This is a genomic window from Novosphingobium sp. fls2-241-R2A-195 (genome assembly GCF_030209485.1).
GTDB lineage: Bacteria > Pseudomonadota > Alphaproteobacteria > Sphingomonadales > Sphingomonadaceae > Novosphingobium > Novosphingobium resinovorum.
Genome location: NZ_JARVRY010000019.1, coordinates 75693 through 90026, shown reverse-complemented (window position 1 = coordinate 90026; position 14334 = coordinate 75693). Strand labels below are relative to the sequence as shown.

Below are 14334 nucleotides of genomic sequence, written 5' to 3'. Positions count from 1 at the left end.
CAGGGTCACGGAGACGGCGAAAGGCCGCCAATTTCGCCAACATCGGCCAAATGTCGGCCGGATTATCGCCCAATTGCCGTCATCCCAGCGAAGGCTGGGACCGCTATCGGTCTTTAGGCGCGAACTGTCGTGAGAAGGATTCCCACGCCAAGTGGGCTGTTCACCGCCAGCGGTCCCAGCCTTCGCCGGGATGACGGTTCGATTATGCTCCGATTGTCCGCTGCTTATCCACAGGGGTTTCAACAGAATCGGCCACAGCGTCGCCCACCGCCGAATCAGCGGTAGTCGAAACCGCCCTTCGGCTGGATCTTGAGCGAATTCTGCTGCAGCGCCGTCATCAGGTACGAGCCGACGAGCAGCGGGAACTCCAGCATCTGCTTCTCGTCCCAGCTTTTCGCCAGCGTCGCCCATGTCGAATCGCTCAGGCAGTGGTCGGCGACCAGTTCCTCCACGCCGCGCAGGACCGCCGATTCGTGCTCGGTCCAGCCGGGCGCGGCGGAGCCTTCCAGCACGCGCTCGATTTCCTCGGCCGTGACCCCGAAGGCCTTGCCGATATCGACGTGCTCGCTCCATTCGAAGGGCGCGCGGGCGAGCCAGGCAAGGCGCAGGACTGCCAGTTCACGATCGCGCCCGGGAATCGCGCCCTTCGCCAGTTCGATGCCGAGCACCATCTGGCCCTTGAACATGCCCGGATGGCGCAAGGTGATGAGGCTGACGTCGGGGAAGGGGCGGCTGTCGGGGATGGAGAACGCGGCGCGGATGACCTGCACCTGCTCCATGCCCTCGGGGGTGACCTCCTCCAGCCGCAGCGGGGCGTAGCGTGGGCCATTGGCGACGGTCTGCGCCATGCGCGCGTCGGCGTCGAAGTCGTACTTGCCGGTGATCGGTTCGGGCATTCGGGTTCCTCTTGTCAAGCGGCCCACTGGTCCATGTGGTTCAGGTAATCGGCGAAGCGCGCGCGCACGGCCTGCGGGTCGAGGCCGAAGCGGGCGGGATCGGGCTTGGCCATGCGCTCGGCGGCGGTGTTGCTCTCCCACCATGTGGCCATGGCCTGCGCGAAGGCGGGCGAGATCGTCTCGCCCAGCCAGTCGTAAAGGCGGCGCACTTCGCCGATCGGGTCGGCCTGCATGGCGCGGAAGTGGATGTCGAAGAAGCGATGGTCGTTGCCGGCCTCGCGAAAGGCGATCGCGCGGGTCATCGCCTCCGACCAGCACTGGACGTTGAGTTCGCCGATGTAGGCATGGTCGACATGGTCGGTGAACTTGCCGATGATCTCGGCATAGACGGTTGCGACCGAGAGCATCACGTCGGTCGGATCACGGTGCGTCATCACGAAACGCGCGTCGGGATAGGCAGCGTCGAGCGCATCCAGATAGAGCATGTGCGTCGGCGCCTTGAGGCGCCATGGCCGCGCGGGCTCACCCCACTGCAGGAGCCTCAGGGTACGCTTATGGTACGCGTAGGTGCCGCTGTGTGCCGTCTCCAGCAGCCACTGCGAGTAACTGGGCACCTGGGCGAAGGCCTGGAAGATCTGGCTGCGGAAATCGAGCGCCATGAGGTCCTGGCACTCCATGGCCCCGTCGATTCCGGAAGGCGTGCGGCTGCCGCCCTTGAGCGTCTCGTCTGCGGCGCTGGCCGAGGCGCCCCGGCGCGGGTCCGGTCCATCGACCGTCGAAGGCGGCGGGCAGGGCTGCGAACTCTCCCAGACCCGCAGGTAACGCACCCCCGGATCGCTGGATAGCAGGTAGGACAGCGCCGAGGAACCCGTGCGCGGCAGGCTGACCCCGAACAGGGGGCTGCGAATGTCCTCGTACTCGATCTCGGGGTGGCGGGCGTACCAATCCTCGATCATCAGGCGCTGGCGCAAGTGCAGCAGCATGCGGTCGCGCAGCGCATGTTCCCCGGTCGAGGTAAGCCGCGCCTCGGTGTTCAGCGCCAGGACCAGCCGTTCGAGGCCCTCGCGAAAACCGTCATCGCCGAAATCGGCAAGCCCGGTCTGGCCTTGCGCGGCGGCCATCAACTCTGTGGCGGTTTCCATGGCGCTCTCCCCTCGGTGGGCCGATGTACTCGGCTCGCGGAGGCACTATGCGCGGGGTCGGAGAGAGCGCCAAACGCTGCGGCGATTTCGCCTCGTCGTCCCGGACTTGATCCGGGACGACGTCAGCCGCGCGAGGCTCTGACCGCAGCTCCGCCTGCGAACGGCGCGATGGCGATCAGTACGAGGCTGGCGGCGGCAGTGAGGGCAAGGCCGCTCTCGCCGCCGGTGCCGAGGCTTCCCGCGCCGAAGATCAGCACCGGGATGGCCATCGGGATGACCAGAAGGCCCGAAAGCGCCGCGCCTCCGCGCAGGCCGGACGTCAGTGCCGCCACCGTCACGCCGAGCGCCGCAAGGCCGGGAGTTCCTGCCAGCAGGCCGATCTCGACGATGCGCAAGCTATGGCCGTCCAGCCCCAGCAGGGCGGCGGCGGGAAGGGCGGCGAGCATCAGCGGCGGACCGAAGCTCAGCCAGTGGGCGAGCACGCGCACCGCGATCACCAGTTCCTCGGAGATGCCGCGCAAGGCCCACTGGTCGAACAGGCCCTGTTCGATATCGGGCTCGACCAGGCGGTCGAGCGGCAGGATCGCGGCGAGCAGCGCGGCGACCCAGATCACCCCGCCGCCGGTCTTCGCCAGCAGCGGTGCATCCGGCCCGACCGCGAAGGGGTAGAGCATCGAAACCGAGAGGAAGAACAGCACCGGCAGCAGCGCCCCGCCACCGCGCCCGCCTAGCAGCAGCCGCGCAAGGTCGCGGCGCAGCAGCGCCATGCCCCGACTCACGCGGCGAACTCCGAGACGTGGAGCGTGCGCAGGCCCGGCAGGCGGAACGGCTGGTGCGAGGCAATCACCGCCACGCCGCCGCTCGCGCAGTGCTCGGCGGTGATGGCCTCGGCGAGTTCGACGGCGTGCCCGTCGAGGCCGTTGAGTGGCTCGTCCAGCAGCCAGACTTTCGCCCCCTGGCCAAGCAGACGGGCAAAAGCCGCGCGTTTCTTCTGCCCGGTGGAGAGGTAGCGCACCGGCACGTCGAGCAGCGTGGTGAGGCCGAGCCGCCTGAGATGGTCCTCCCCGCCCGCTCCGTCGAGCCGCTGCCAGAATGCCAGCGCACGGCCCAGCGGCAGTGCCGGATCGAGGGCGGGGCGCTCGTCGAGCAGGCCGACGGCGCCGTCCACCGCGACGGTGCCTTCGAACGCGGGCGCAAGCCCGGCGAGAATACGCAGCAGGCTCGACTTGCCGATACCGTTGTGGCCGGCGACCTGCATGGCCTCGCTTTTGCCAAGCGCGAGCGAAAGCCCGGCAAACAGCAACCTGTCGCCCCGACGGCACGCGAGATCGGTTGCGCTGACCACTGCCCCTTGCATGGACGGGAGCCTTAGGGGAAACGCTGCGGGCTGCCAAGGAGACCGAAATGGCTATTGTTCGCCTCACCGACGCCCAGCGCGACGCTGCGCTCGCCGAATTGCCGCGCTGGAACTTGCGGGCCGACGGGCTCGCCATCGAAGCCGAGCTTAAATTCGGCGATTTCAACGAGGCGTTCGGCTTCATGACCCGCGTGGCGATTTATGCCGACAAGGCCGACCACCACCCGGAGTGGTTCAACGTCTATTCCACCGTGCGTGTCACGCTGACCACGCATGATGCCGATGGCCTCAGCGAAAGGGACGTGGCGATGGCGCGTTTCATCGACAGTATTGCCTGAAGTCGCGGGTGCCGTCCGCCTCTCGTATCGGGCGGGTGGTCAGCAGTGCTGTCGATTTTACGGGGCGTGTCTCGCGACGCTGCACTATTCGTGAAAATCCAAAAGGTTGCATCATGAAGAAAAAAATATAATGCTCGTGGGGCTCGCTACTCGTTGAATCGACCTGCGAACCGGCGAAGCAATGCTGGCCAGATATAGTGATCGATAGTCCCGGGGCATGATCGGATGCTTGCCGGGACACAGTCTGCAACGGTTCGTCGCACGTTGCTCTCCCATTACCGGCCTCGCGCTGCTGTTGCGGCGCGCGTTCATCTGCCCGCAAGGTGAACCTGAACACGCAGAACATCCATGGTGATCAGGTGTCGCTCCGCCGCACATCTTACGAAGCTGAATGGACGGGTTCCGGCAACCCGGGGCGCTTTCAAGCGCTAGGTGGCCGGACGAGAAAAGCTGCGACCCCGCAGGCCCGATTGGTCGTGTTTGAAGGAGTAACGCAATGAGTGTCATTTCAAAGAGCCCCCGGTTCCTCCTGATGGCTGCCCTGCTGGGCGGCGCCGCGTCGGTCAGCGTTTCGGCGCAAGATTCCGATCTCGCGGTACAGGTTACCGATACCAGCCCCGAAATGGTCAAGGGGCCGGAAGTAAAGGGCATCATTTCCGCACGTAGCGGTGACCGCATGCAGGTCACCTCGGACGACGGCACCAAGACGGTCGTGACCATCAATGATGCCACCAAGATCAAGGCCAGCAGCGGCTTCCTGGGTCTGGGCGGCAGCCGCATCGCCGCGACTTCGCTGCTCAACGGCATTCCGGTCGAGGTCGAGACGCTGCAGGGCGGCGGCGGTCTGCTCGCCAGCAAGATCGATCTGAAGGGCAAGGACTTCAAGACCGCCAAGATGATCCACAACGGCACCGACCAGCGCTTCGCCTCGAACGAGGCGGCCACCGAAGGTCTGAAGGCCCGCATGGGTGACATCGACAAGTACAACATCAAGGGCACGACCAACGTGAACTTCGACACCGGGGTGTCCAAGCTGTCGCCGGAAGCGAAGGCGAACCTGTGTCAGGCTGCGACCCAGGCGGAAGGCATGGACAATGCCCTCCTGCTCGTCGTCGGCTACACCGATTCGACCGGTCCTGAGGAAGTGAACCAGGTGCTCAGCGAGAAGCGCGCCAGTGCAGTGGTCAATTATCTGCAGCAGGCCTGCCACTGGAAGCCCTATCGCATGCTGACGCCGACCGGCATGTCGATGGCCGATCCGGTCGCCGACAATTCGACCGAGGAAGGCAAGGCGCAGAACCGCCGCGTGGCCGTGAACATCATGGTCAGCAAGGCCGTCGACGGCATCTGATAAAGTTGAGGGGTGGGCATCGCGCCCGCCCCTTTCTTCACGGCTCAAGAGCCTGCAATGACGACGGATTGACCCCACTTTTCGTCATTGCGAGCGCAGCGAAGCAATCCAGGGCAGCGCAGAACCGCTCTGGATTGCTTCGCTGCGCTCGCAATGACGATTCTGGGCGGCATCTGCTCTAAAGCGCCGGATTGTTGTAGCAGTGCCAGGTGAAGATCGCCGCCGCCCCGCGATGCGGGCGCCAGGCTTCGGCGAGTTCCCGTGTCTGTTTTTCGCTCGGCCGCTCCGGCAGGTCCAGCAGTTTCCCCAAGCCCACCTGCACCGCCAGATCGCCCGCCGGCCAGATGTCGGGGCGGCCTTCCGCGAAGAGCAGGTAGATTTCCGCCGACCACCGGCCGATCCCCTTGATCTGCACGAGATGCGCGATCGCTTCCTCGTCGTTGGCGGGAAGACTGTCGAAGTCGAGGCTACCCGCCACCACCAGTTCGCACAGCGAGCGCGCATAGCCCTGCTTCTGGCGCGACAGGCCGCAGCCGCGCAGGGCGTCGAACTCGGCCGCCAGCAGCGCTTCGGGTGCCATCGTCTCGCCCAGCAGGGCCTCGAGCCGGTTCCATACCGAGGCGGCCGCGGCGACGCTTACCTGCTGGCCGACGATCGTGCGCAGCAGCGTCGCATAGCCGGTCGCGCGGATGCGCGGTTCGGGGTAGCCCGCCATTGCGATCGCGCGCGCGATCGCGGGTTCCTTCCCGGCGATGGCGTCGAGGCCAAAGCGTAGTTCGTCTGCCGTCAAACCCATGATTTTCGCCACCTTGCAAAACGGGGTTGCAGCCTTTAGCAGCCTGCGGCAAGTCCGCATACAAAGACAATTACGATACAGGGTGTATCACAAGGGGAATCGAGAGCCATGCCGCAGATCATCGTCGTCAATCATGCTGGTGAAGAGAAGTCCGTAGACGCTGCCGAGGGTCGCACCCTGATGGAAGTGATCCGCGACGACGGCTTCGACGAACTGCTGGCGCTGTGCGGCGGCTGCTGCTCGTGCGCGACCTGCCATGTCTTCATCGACCCCGCCTTCGCCGACAAGCTGCCCGCGATGAGCGAAGACGAGAACGACTTGCTCGACAGCTCTGACCACCGCAACGAGACCTCGCGCCTGTCGTGCCAGGTGCCGGTTACCGCAGACCTTGAAGGTCTGCGCGTCACGATCGCTCCCGAAGACTGATTTTGTGGGCCAGCGAGGTGCAAATCATTTGCACCTCGCGCCTTGGCTTCCTAACTGTCGCGCCATGACCGCGACTTTGGCCACTGCCCCGCAACCCCGTGCTTCCACGCTCGACCTGATCGGCAATACTCCGCTGGTGCTCCTGGAGGGGCCGAGCGAGGCCGCCGGCTGTGAGATCTGGGGCAAGTGCGAATTCGCCAACCCCGGCGCCTCGGTGAAGGACCGCGCGGCGCTGTGGATCGTGCGCGACGCCGAGGAGAAGGGCCTGCTCGAGCCGGGCGGCACGATCGTCGAGGGGACGGCGGGCAACACCGGCATCGGCCTTGCGCTGGTCGCCAACGCGCTGGGCTACAAGACCGTCATCGTCATGCCCGAGACGCAGTCGCGCGAGAAGATGGATACCCTGCGTGCGCTCGGCGCCGAACTGGTGCTGGTTCCCGCCGCGCCGTTTTCGAACCCCGGTCACTTCGTCCACACCTCGCGCCGTCTGGCCGAGGAGACCGAAGGCGCGATCTGGGCCAACCAGTTCGACAACATCGCCAACCGCAAGGCCCACATCGAATCGACCGCACCGGAAATCTGGGAACAGATGGGCGGCCGGATCGACGGCTTTACCTGCGCGGCGGGCACCGGCGGCACCATCGCCGGCACCGGCATGGGCCTGAAGGCCTTCGACGAGAACATCATCGTCGCCCTGACCGACCCGCACGGCGCGGCGCTCTACAACTACTACGCCAACGGCGAACTCAAGGCCGAGGGCAACTCCGTCGCCGAGGGCATCGGCCAGGGCCGCATCACCGCCAACCTCGAAGGCGCGCCGATCGACACCCAGTTCCGCATCTCGGACGAGGAGGGCCTCGAATGGGTCCGCCGCCTGCTGAGCGAGGAAGGGCTGTGCTTGGGGCTGTCGTCCGGCATCAACGTGGCGGGCGCGGTGGCGCTCGGCCGCAAGCTGGTGGAAGAAGGCCGCGAGGACCCGCGCGTCGCGACGATCCTGTGCGATACGGGTTTCCGCTACCTCTCGTCGCTCTACAATGCCGAGTGGCTGGAATCCAAAAGCTTGCCGGTCTTCCCTTGGCTGGCGAGGTGATGTAAACCTGTCACACACGGCAGGAAAACGTCCGCCTATATGATCGAGTCGCATTCAATTCTTGAGCCCTTGCAGACGGCGCAGCACTTCACGCCGCCCACTACCCGTGAACTGAGGTCGCAGGCCGTCTATCGGTTGCAGATCGGGCTGTTCGGTTTGTGCGCGATGCTGCTGATCGTCGGCCTTGCCAACGTGATTCGCGACAGGATTCGGCTCACCGATACGGTGGACCCGATCCAGGATGTGGTCGCGGTCGATGCCAAGCCGACGAAGACTGCCAGCGATCCGCTCGCGGACATCGGCGTGGTCCCGGCGGCCGATCCCAGCCCTACGCCGACGCCCACCCAGAATCCGGGCGCCTCGACGTCCCCGACGCCGGGTATGGACATGACCGGCTCACCCTCGGCGCAGACGTCGCCCTGACCATCTTCAGTCATTGCGAGCGCAGCGAAGCAATCCAGGGTATCGCAAGCCGCGCTGGATTGCTTCGCTGCGCTCGCAATGACGAAGGGGTGTTGGGATGAAGGGCTGGCGTGCGAGCCCTTTGATTGCGGGGCTTCTGCTTGCCGCATGCGGGCAGGGTGCTGTGCCCCGGCCGCAAGGCGAAGAGGTCATCGGCCTCTACTCCAGCCTGCCGATTGCGTGGAACGAGAGTAAGGACATCAAGGGGCTTCTTGCCGACGACAGCGCGCCGCACTGGGCGCTGGAGGTCCTGCGTGCGCAAGGTCGCGTGATTCCGCTCGATACGCTGGCCAATGCGCAAGGCGGGCTGCCGCTGCCCGAGAATGGCGTGCTGGTGCTTGCCCAGCCGCGTCCACTGACGGCGCAGGAGAACGTCGCGCTCGATGCCTGGGTGCGTGGGGGCGGGCGAGTGCTGCTGTTCGTGGACCCGATGCTCACCGTGCATTCCCGGTTCGGCCCCGGTGATCCCCGGCGGCCGCAGGACATCGCCATGCTCTCTCCGATCCTTGCGCGCTGGGGACTACAACTGCAGTTCGACGACACGCAGGAGGCCGGAGAGCGGCTGGAAGGCGGCATTCCCGTCAATCTTGCAGGCCGGTTCAAACCTTTGGGGAAATCCGGGGGCGGCTCGGGGAAAGCCGGGGATGCGGTTGCCGAGTGCCGAATCGAGGCGCGGGGATTGCGCGCCGACTGCGTCTCGGGGAAGGGGCGCATTCTTGCGCTGGCAGATGCGGCCGTGCTCGAAAATCCTGATGAATCGGCAGATTTGGCCGCCAGGCAGGCGCTTCTGGCCGATTTTCTGCATCGTCTCGCCAAGTAGCAACCCGCCGGGAATATTGGGGACGAACTCCCTGAAACCGGGGATGGTGCGGGATCAGCGCGGGAAAGACGGAATCTTTCTGATTCTCAACGATATTGTGCGATAGTCGGCGCCCCGGATTCATGAAACGTTCCGCCACGGTTCGCCGCAAGTCCCACATTTCGGCGCAAAAGTGCCCGTTCATCCCCATATTTCCCTTTAATCCCCGACATTCCCGATATAGAACCACTGTCAATCGGAAAGGCTGATTCCTGCCGTGCCCGCCTTGGGTCACGGAAACCGGCGCGCATGCGTCGCCGGGCGAGGGGGTCTTCATGTTCCGGGACGGCAACTTAGGGGCGATTTCGGACAGTCATGGCGGGGCAGCCATACATCTACAGCGGACCGGGCTTCTCGCTTCTGCGCGACAAGAACCGCTTCGTGCTGCCCAAGGAGCTTCGCTCTCCCGTACGGGATTCGAGCGGCAAGGACGTTCTGTGCCTTGCCAAGCACGCCGACTGGAAGTGCCTCGTCGGTTTCGGCCTCTCCCGCGTCGAGGATTTCGAAACCCAGCTCGATGCCGAGCAGGTGCGTGCAGATACCGCCGGCAAGCCCTTCAATCGCGATAGCCGCGCGATGCAGCTCTACAACTTCCAGCAGGTGCCCTTCGACGGCAGCGGCCGCTTCACCATGCCCGAGGCGCTCGCCGGTCTCGCCGCCGTGGGGGAGCAGCTGTTCTTTCAGGGCATCGGCCGCACCGGCATCCTGATCTGGAACCCCGACGAACTCTACAAGCACGCCGAAGACCCTGCGTTCGAGGCCGCCATCGCCACCTGCCGCTCGCTGCAGGAAGCCGAAATCGCAAAGGCCAAGAAGTCGTGAGTGCCCCCGGTCAACCCCATATTCCCGTGCTCCTTGAGGAGGTGGTCGCCGCCCTGAACCCCCGGGGCGGCGACCTCATCGTCGATGCGACGCTGGGTGCCGGTGGCTATACTCGCCGCCTGCTCGACGAGGGCGCGACGGTGCATGCCTTCGATCGCGATCCCGATGCGATCGCCGCTGTGCAAAACAATCCGGGGAAATGGCCCGAACTCGCCAGCAATCCGCCGCGCCTCGTGTTGCACGCCCGCCGCTTCTCCGAAATGGTCGAAGGCCTTGGAGATGTGGGGGTCGACAAGGTTGACGGCGTGGTGATGGACATCGGCGTGTCCTCGATGCAGCTCGATCAGGCGGGGCGCGGGTTCGCGTTCGGTTCCGACGGCCCGCTCGACATGCGCATGAGCCAGGACGGCATGTCCGCCGCCGACTTCGTCAACGAAGCGGACGAGGCGCAGATCGCCGACGTGCTCTATCTCTACGGCGAGGAACGCCAGTCGCGCCGTCTGGCCCGTGCGATCGTGGCCGCGCGGCCGCTGGAGACGACCGGCGACCTCGCCCGCGTGGTGCGCAAGGCGCTGGGCTACAATCCCGCCTACAAGGGCAGCAATGCGCCCAAGGACCCGGCGATCCGCACCTTCCAGGCGATCCGCATCCATGTGAACGGCGAACTGGACGAACTGGACGCGGCGCTAGAGGCTTCCGAGACGCTGCTGCAGGGCGGCGGGCGGCTGGCGGTGGTGACGTTCCACAGCCTCGAGGACCGCAAGGTGAAGCGATTCCTGCGCGATGCCAGCAGCGCGGGTCAGTCCACCTCGCGCCATCTGCCGCAGACGGCCACCGCGCCCGCGCCTTTCGAGAAGGTGTCGAAGGGCGTGCGCCCCGGCGAGCATGAGCTGGAAGTGAACCCGCGCTCGCGCTCGGCAACCCTGCGCAGCGCGGTCCGTACAAGTACCCCCCCCAGGAATCCAAGCTCACCCGAGCCTTATGGCACCCCCGGCCGAAGGAAAGTCGCATGAACCTTACCAGTGATCGGATCCGATCGATCGGCTGGGTCTCGGTCCTCGTTGTCTGCTTTGCGGGCACCGTGGGCCTGACGCTGCGCGTGAACGCGGTGAAGAGCCAGGTCCACGATACCGACAAGAAGATCGTCTGGGTCAAGCGCGACATCGACTTCCTCCAGACCGAGTTCCAGACCCGCTCCAACCAGCAGGCGCTGCGCGACCTCAACGATCTGGAATTCGGCTACAAGGCACCCACCGCCGGCCAGTACATCGAGGGCGAGCGCCAGTTGGCCGCGCTTGGCGTGCCCGCGGGCCCGGGCGCGCCTGCGCCCATCCGCTACGCCAATGCCGAAGTGCAGGGTGGCGCTTCGGGCGATGGTTCGAAGGGTGAGGGCGGCTCGCTCCTCGCTATGGTTTCGCCGGTCGCGGGGGCGACGGCGGCTGCGATCACCGACAAGCCCAAAGCGGAAACCCGCGACCCGGAGCGCGAGGCGATCGCGCGTGACGCCGCCGCGCTCGGCAAGCGTCTGGCCCGCATCGAAGTGGCGGAGGCTGCCCAGCAGTGAACGCCCCGGCGTTTCCCCTCGGGACGATCCCCACCACCGTCTCGGTCGGCCGCCGCCGCCTGGTGAACGTGCGCCAGCGCTCGCTGCTCACGGCGAAGGCGCGCATGCTGTGGATCCTGGCCGTCTTCATGCTGGTGACGGTGCTGGCGATCTTCCGCATCGTCTATCTCGGCTTCACCGGCGTCGGCCCGCGTCAGGGCGATCTGGCCGACATGCTGATCCCCGCGCGCGGCGACATCGTCGACCGCAACGGCGTGCCGCTGGCCCGCGATTTCCGCGTCTATTCGCTCTGGTACAACCCCAAGGCGATGACCGAGGGCTCGGCGCTGATCCACTCGCCGGAAGAGGTGACCGCAGGCCTGCTGCGCATCTTCCCCGACCTCGACCGCGACGAAATCCTCGCCAAGCTGCGGGCCGGAAAGCCTGCGTACCTCCGCAAGTCGCTGCTGCCCGAGGACGCGAACAAGGTTCACGCGCTGGGCGAACCGGCGCTGGAATTCCCCTTGGAGGCGACCCGCTTCTACCCGCAGGGGTCGATGGCGGCGCACGTGCTCGGCTATGTCGACAGCTACGGCAAGGGCAAGGTCGGCATGGAGGAGGCCTTCAACGACCAGCTCATCAGCCCCGAAGGCCGCACCGGCCACGCGACGCTGTCGATCGACTTCCGCGTGCAGAGCGCGCTTGAGGACGAACTGGCGCGCGCGATGCAACTCAGCGCCGCCAAGGGCGCGGCGGGCGTGGTGCTCGACGTGGACAGCGGCGAGATTCTCGCGCTGGCCTCGCTGCCCTCGTTCGATCCGAACCACGTGAAGCCGACCGACATGGTCATCTCCGCCGAGGAAGCGCGTAACGGCGACGTGCCGCACGGTTTCAACCGCGTGACCAACCAGGTCTACGAGTTGGGCTCCACCTTCAAGCCGATCACCGTCGCCGCCGCGCTCGACGCGGGCGTGGTGACCGACCTTAGCAAGCAATGGCCCGCGACGCCGCTCCATGTCGGCCGCTTCACCATCCATGACCTGCACAACTACGGCGCCTCGCTCAACGTGCCGGAGACGCTGATCCATTCGTCCAACACGGTGACCGCGCGCATCGCCGACGAACTGGGCGGCGTGCGGCTCAAGAAGACGATGGAAGCGCTGGGCATGAACCAGCGGCCTTACGTGGAACTGCCCGCGAAGGGCTTCCCGATCTGGGCCAGCGGCGAATGGCCGCGCCTGCGCACGATGACCGTCGCTTATGGTCACGGCATCGCGGTGACGCCGCTGCATCTGGCCTCGGCCTATGCGGCGCTGGTCAACGGCGGCATCTGGCGTCCCGCCACGCTCAAGAAGCTGGCCCCGGCGGACGTGCCCACGGGCCGGCGCGTGTTCACCGCCGCCACCAGTGCGCGCATTCGCCAGTTGCTGCGCATGATCGTGCAGTACGGCACCGGCCGCAAGGCGGACGCCCCCGGCTTCCGCGTCGGCGGCAAGACCGGTTCGGCCGAGAAGCCGGGCGTGGGCGGCTATCGCCACCACTCGCTGATCGCGACGTTCGCCGCCGCCTTCCCGATGGACAAGCCGCGCTACGTCGTCATCGCCATGATGGACGAGCCGCAGGGCACCGCCGCCACCTCGTACCAGCGCACCGCCGCCTGGAACGCCGCTCCGGTGATCCAGCGCGTGGTCCCGCGCATCGGGCCGCTGCTGGGCGTGATGCCCGACGAGACCCGCGATATCGACACCACCGATCTGCGGCCTCTGGTGCCGCAGGGGAGCGACGGAGAATGAAGCTTTCGGCCCTTTGTGCTGCTGCCGGACTGCCTGCGATTGACGGTGATGCAAACGTCACCGGCTTCGCGATCGACAGCCGCAAGGTCGCGCCGGGCACCGTGTTCGGCGCATTTCGCGGCACGAAGTTCAACGGTGAGGACTTCATCGCCGCCGCCGTGAAAGCGGGCGCGCTGGCGATCGTCGCGCATCCCGATGCGGTGGTCGAAGGCGCGATCCACTTCGCGGACGAGGAGCCGCGCCGTCTGTTCGCGCAGTTGGCAGCGCCGTTCTTCGCGCCGGTGCCCGATACGCTGGTGGCGGTGACCGGCACCAACGGCAAGACCTCCACCGTGGAACTCACGCGCCAGCTCTGGCGCATGGCGGGCGAACGCGCCGCCTCGATCGGCACGCTGGGCGTGACGACAGGGGACGAAACCGTCTCCACCGGCCTGACCACGCCTGACATCGCGACATTCCTCGCCAACCTCTCTGGTCTGGCGCGCGAGGGCGTCACGCATGTCGCTTACGAAGCGTCGAGCCACGGGTTGTCGCAGTTCCGCATCGAGGGGCCGCGAGTGATGGCGGGCGCCTTCACCAACCTCAGTCGCGATCACCTCGATTATCACGCGACGATGGACGAGTACTTCGCCGCGAAGATGCGTCTGTTCGACGAAGTCGTGGTTGACGGCGGCACGGCGGTCGTCTGGGCCGACGACGTGTGGTCAGACAAGGCGATCGAGCATGCGAAGGCGCGCGGCCTCACGCTATTCACCGTGGGCGAGAAGGGTGAGGCGATCCGCCTCGTCAAGCGCACGCCCACGAGCCTCGGCCAGACGCTGGAGATCGAATTTGAGGGCAGGGCGCGCAAGATCGACTTGCCGCTGATCGGCGCTTATCAGGCCGCCAACTCGCTGGTGGCAGCGGGGCTGGTGATCGCCAGCGGCGGCGATGCTGATGCCACGTTCGACGCTATGAAGCGCCTCGTCACCGTGCGTGGGCGGATCGAGCGGGCGGGCCTCAACACGAACGGCGCGCCGATTTACGTCGATTACGCGCATACGCCCGACGCTTTGGAGGCCGCGATCGCGGCGCTTCGGCCGCATGTGACGGGCAGGCTCATCGCCGTGTTCGGCGCGGGTGGCGATCGGGATCAGGGCAAGCGCCCGGAAATGGGCAAAGTGGCGAGCGCGGGGGCAGACCTCGCCATCGTCACCGACGACAATCCGCGCGGGGAAGACCCGGCGACCATCCGGGCGATGATCCTCGCCGGAATGGAAGCGGGTGCGCGGGAAGTGGGCGATAGGCGCGAGGCGATTCGTCTCGCCGTCGCCGAGGCCGGTGCGGGGGACGTCGTCCTCATCGCCGGCAAGGGGCACGAACAGGGGCAGATCATCGGCAGCGGGGACACTGTCCGCGTCCTGCCATTCGACGACGTCACCGTGGCCAGGGAAATGGCCGGTTCACTGGGAAGGTAGGA

General features: G+C 66.3%; 16 protein-coding genes. 11 read left to right on the top strand and 5 right to left on the bottom strand.

Features of this window, described 5'->3' with window-relative positions:
- Positions 1-275: 275 nt before the first annotated feature.
- From QRN25_RS14935 to ccmA, 4 genes are all read right to left on the bottom strand, one after another.
- The gene (locus QRN25_RS14935; RefSeq protein ID WP_271184573.1) at positions 276-896 is read right to left on the bottom strand and encodes a carboxymuconolactone decarboxylase family protein; all 621 of its coding nucleotides are present in this window, start codon (positions 894-896) and stop codon (positions 276-278) included.
- Positions 897-910: 14 nt separating this feature from the next.
- Positions 911-2038 carry a sulfotransferase family protein gene (locus QRN25_RS14930; protein ID WP_285020112.1) on the bottom strand — a complete coding sequence of 376 codons (1128 nt, stop codon included), beginning with the start codon at positions 2036-2038 and terminating at the stop codon, positions 911-913.
- 122 nt (positions 2039-2160) lie between these two features.
- Positions 2161-2805 (bottom strand): heme exporter protein CcmB, encoded by a 645-nt coding sequence (locus QRN25_RS14925; RefSeq protein WP_008831089.1) that lies wholly within the window; start codon positions 2803-2805, stop codon positions 2161-2163.
- A gap of 8 nt (positions 2806-2813) precedes the next feature.
- On the bottom strand, positions 2814-3395 hold the full coding sequence (gene ccmA, locus QRN25_RS14920; protein ID WP_285020111.1) for a heme ABC exporter ATP-binding protein CcmA: 582 nt from the start codon (positions 3393-3395) through the stop codon (positions 2814-2816).
- A gap of 47 nt (positions 3396-3442) precedes the next feature.
- Here ccmA and QRN25_RS14915 point away from each other — a divergent pair, with 47 nt between their 5' ends.
- Together QRN25_RS14915 and QRN25_RS14910 are read left to right on the top strand one after the other, a co-directional pair.
- Positions 3443-3733, top strand: coding sequence for a 4a-hydroxytetrahydrobiopterin dehydratase (locus QRN25_RS14915; protein WP_008831091.1), 291 nt, complete (start codon positions 3443-3445; stop codon positions 3731-3733).
- Positions 3734-4229: 496 nt separating this feature from the next.
- The gene (locus QRN25_RS14910; protein WP_008831092.1) at positions 4230-5084 is read left to right on the top strand and encodes an OmpA family protein; all 855 of its coding nucleotides are present in this window, start codon (positions 4230-4232) and stop codon (positions 5082-5084) included.
- Positions 5085-5262: 178 nt separating this feature from the next.
- Here the strand turns inward: QRN25_RS14910 and QRN25_RS14905 are convergent, their stop codons facing one another.
- Positions 5263-5880 carry a DNA-3-methyladenine glycosylase family protein gene (locus QRN25_RS14905; RefSeq protein WP_285020110.1) on the bottom strand — a complete coding sequence of 206 codons (618 nt, stop codon included), beginning with the start codon at positions 5878-5880 and terminating at the stop codon, positions 5263-5265.
- A gap of 108 nt (positions 5881-5988) precedes the next feature.
- Between QRN25_RS14905 and QRN25_RS14900 the strand changes: the two genes are divergently transcribed.
- The 9 genes from QRN25_RS14900 to QRN25_RS14860 all read left to right on the top strand — a co-directional run bounded on the left by QRN25_RS14900 (position 5989) and on the right by QRN25_RS14860 (position 14332).
- Positions 5989-6306 (top strand): 2Fe-2S iron-sulfur cluster-binding protein, encoded by a 318-nt coding sequence (locus QRN25_RS14900; RefSeq protein WP_008831094.1) that lies wholly within the window; start codon positions 5989-5991, stop codon positions 6304-6306.
- A gap of 64 nt (positions 6307-6370) precedes the next feature.
- Positions 6371-7396 carry a cysteine synthase A gene (locus QRN25_RS14895; RefSeq protein WP_271184577.1) on the top strand — a complete coding sequence of 342 codons (1026 nt, stop codon included), beginning with the start codon at positions 6371-6373 and terminating at the stop codon, positions 7394-7396.
- A 39-nt stretch (positions 7397-7435) separates the two neighbouring features.
- On the top strand, positions 7436-7819 hold the full coding sequence (locus QRN25_RS14890; protein WP_271184578.1) for a hypothetical protein: 384 nt from the start codon (positions 7436-7438) through the stop codon (positions 7817-7819).
- Between the two features lie 97 nt (positions 7820-7916).
- Positions 7917-8678: a Gldg family protein gene (locus QRN25_RS14885; RefSeq protein WP_285020108.1), complete on the top strand. Its 762-nt coding sequence runs from the start codon at positions 7917-7919 to the stop codon at positions 8676-8678.
- 354 nt (positions 8679-9032) lie between these two features.
- Positions 9033-9539, top strand: coding sequence for a division/cell wall cluster transcriptional repressor MraZ (locus QRN25_RS14880; RefSeq protein WP_008831098.1), 507 nt, complete (start codon positions 9033-9035; stop codon positions 9537-9539).
- On the top strand, positions 9536-10552 hold the full coding sequence (gene rsmH / locus QRN25_RS14875) for a 16S rRNA (cytosine(1402)-N(4))-methyltransferase RsmH (RefSeq protein WP_285020107.1): 1017 nt from the start codon (positions 9536-9538) through the stop codon (positions 10550-10552). Before QRN25_RS14880 ends, rsmH begins: the two co-directional genes overlap by 4 nt.
- Positions 10549-11103 carry a hypothetical protein gene (locus QRN25_RS14870; protein ID WP_285020106.1) on the top strand — a complete coding sequence of 185 codons (555 nt, stop codon included), beginning with the start codon at positions 10549-10551 and terminating at the stop codon, positions 11101-11103. Before rsmH ends, QRN25_RS14870 begins: the two co-directional genes overlap by 4 nt.
- Positions 11100-12875, top strand: a complete 1776-nt coding sequence (locus QRN25_RS14865; RefSeq protein ID WP_285020105.1) for a peptidoglycan D,D-transpeptidase FtsI family protein — start codon at positions 11100-11102, stop codon at positions 12873-12875. The genes QRN25_RS14870 and QRN25_RS14865 overlap by 4 nt, the downstream gene beginning before the upstream one ends.
- Positions 12872-14332 carry a UDP-N-acetylmuramoyl-L-alanyl-D-glutamate--2,6-diaminopimelate ligase gene (locus tag QRN25_RS14860; RefSeq protein WP_285020104.1) on the top strand — a complete coding sequence of 487 codons (1461 nt, stop codon included), beginning with the start codon at positions 12872-12874 and terminating at the stop codon, positions 14330-14332. Before QRN25_RS14865 ends, QRN25_RS14860 begins: the two co-directional genes overlap by 4 nt.
- Positions 14333-14334 lie beyond the last annotated feature (2 nt).

Coding starts and splice junctions, on each gene's coding strand:
- QRN25_RS14885 (WP_285020108.1), top strand. CDS start 7,917: ATGAAGGGCTGGCGTGCGAGCCCTTTGATTGCGGGGCTTCTGCTTGCC.
- QRN25_RS14905 (WP_285020110.1), bottom strand. CDS start 5,880: ATGGGTTTGACGGCAGACGAACTACGCTTTGGCCTCGACGCCATCGCC.
- QRN25_RS14870 (WP_285020106.1), top strand. CDS start 10,549: ATGAACCTTACCAGTGATCGGATCCGATCGATCGGCTGGGTCTCGGTC.
- QRN25_RS14915 (WP_008831091.1), top strand. CDS start 3,443: ATGGCTATTGTTCGCCTCACCGACGCCCAGCGCGACGCTGCGCTCGCC.
- QRN25_RS14930 (WP_285020112.1), bottom strand. CDS start 2,038: ATGGAAACCGCCACAGAGTTGATGGCCGCCGCGCAAGGCCAGACCGGG.
- QRN25_RS14890 (WP_271184578.1), top strand. CDS start 7,436: ATGATCGAGTCGCATTCAATTCTTGAGCCCTTGCAGACGGCGCAGCAC.
- QRN25_RS14925 (WP_008831089.1), bottom strand. CDS start 2,805: ATGGCGCTGCTGCGCCGCGACCTTGCGCGGCTGCTGCTAGGCGGGCGC.
- QRN25_RS14910 (WP_008831092.1), top strand. CDS start 4,230: ATGAGTGTCATTTCAAAGAGCCCCCGGTTCCTCCTGATGGCTGCCCTG.
- QRN25_RS14935 (WP_271184573.1), bottom strand. CDS start 896: ATGCCCGAACCGATCACCGGCAAGTACGACTTCGACGCCGACGCGCGC.
- QRN25_RS14900 (WP_008831094.1), top strand. CDS start 5,989: ATGCCGCAGATCATCGTCGTCAATCATGCTGGTGAAGAGAAGTCCGTA.
- QRN25_RS14895 (WP_271184577.1), top strand. CDS start 6,371: ATGACCGCGACTTTGGCCACTGCCCCGCAACCCCGTGCTTCCACGCTC.
- QRN25_RS14880 (WP_008831098.1), top strand. CDS start 9,033: ATGGCGGGGCAGCCATACATCTACAGCGGACCGGGCTTCTCGCTTCTG.
- QRN25_RS14860 (WP_285020104.1), top strand. CDS start 12,872: ATGAAGCTTTCGGCCCTTTGTGCTGCTGCCGGACTGCCTGCGATTGAC.
- ccmA (WP_285020111.1), bottom strand. CDS start 3,395: ATGCAAGGGGCAGTGGTCAGCGCAACCGATCTCGCGTGCCGTCGGGGC.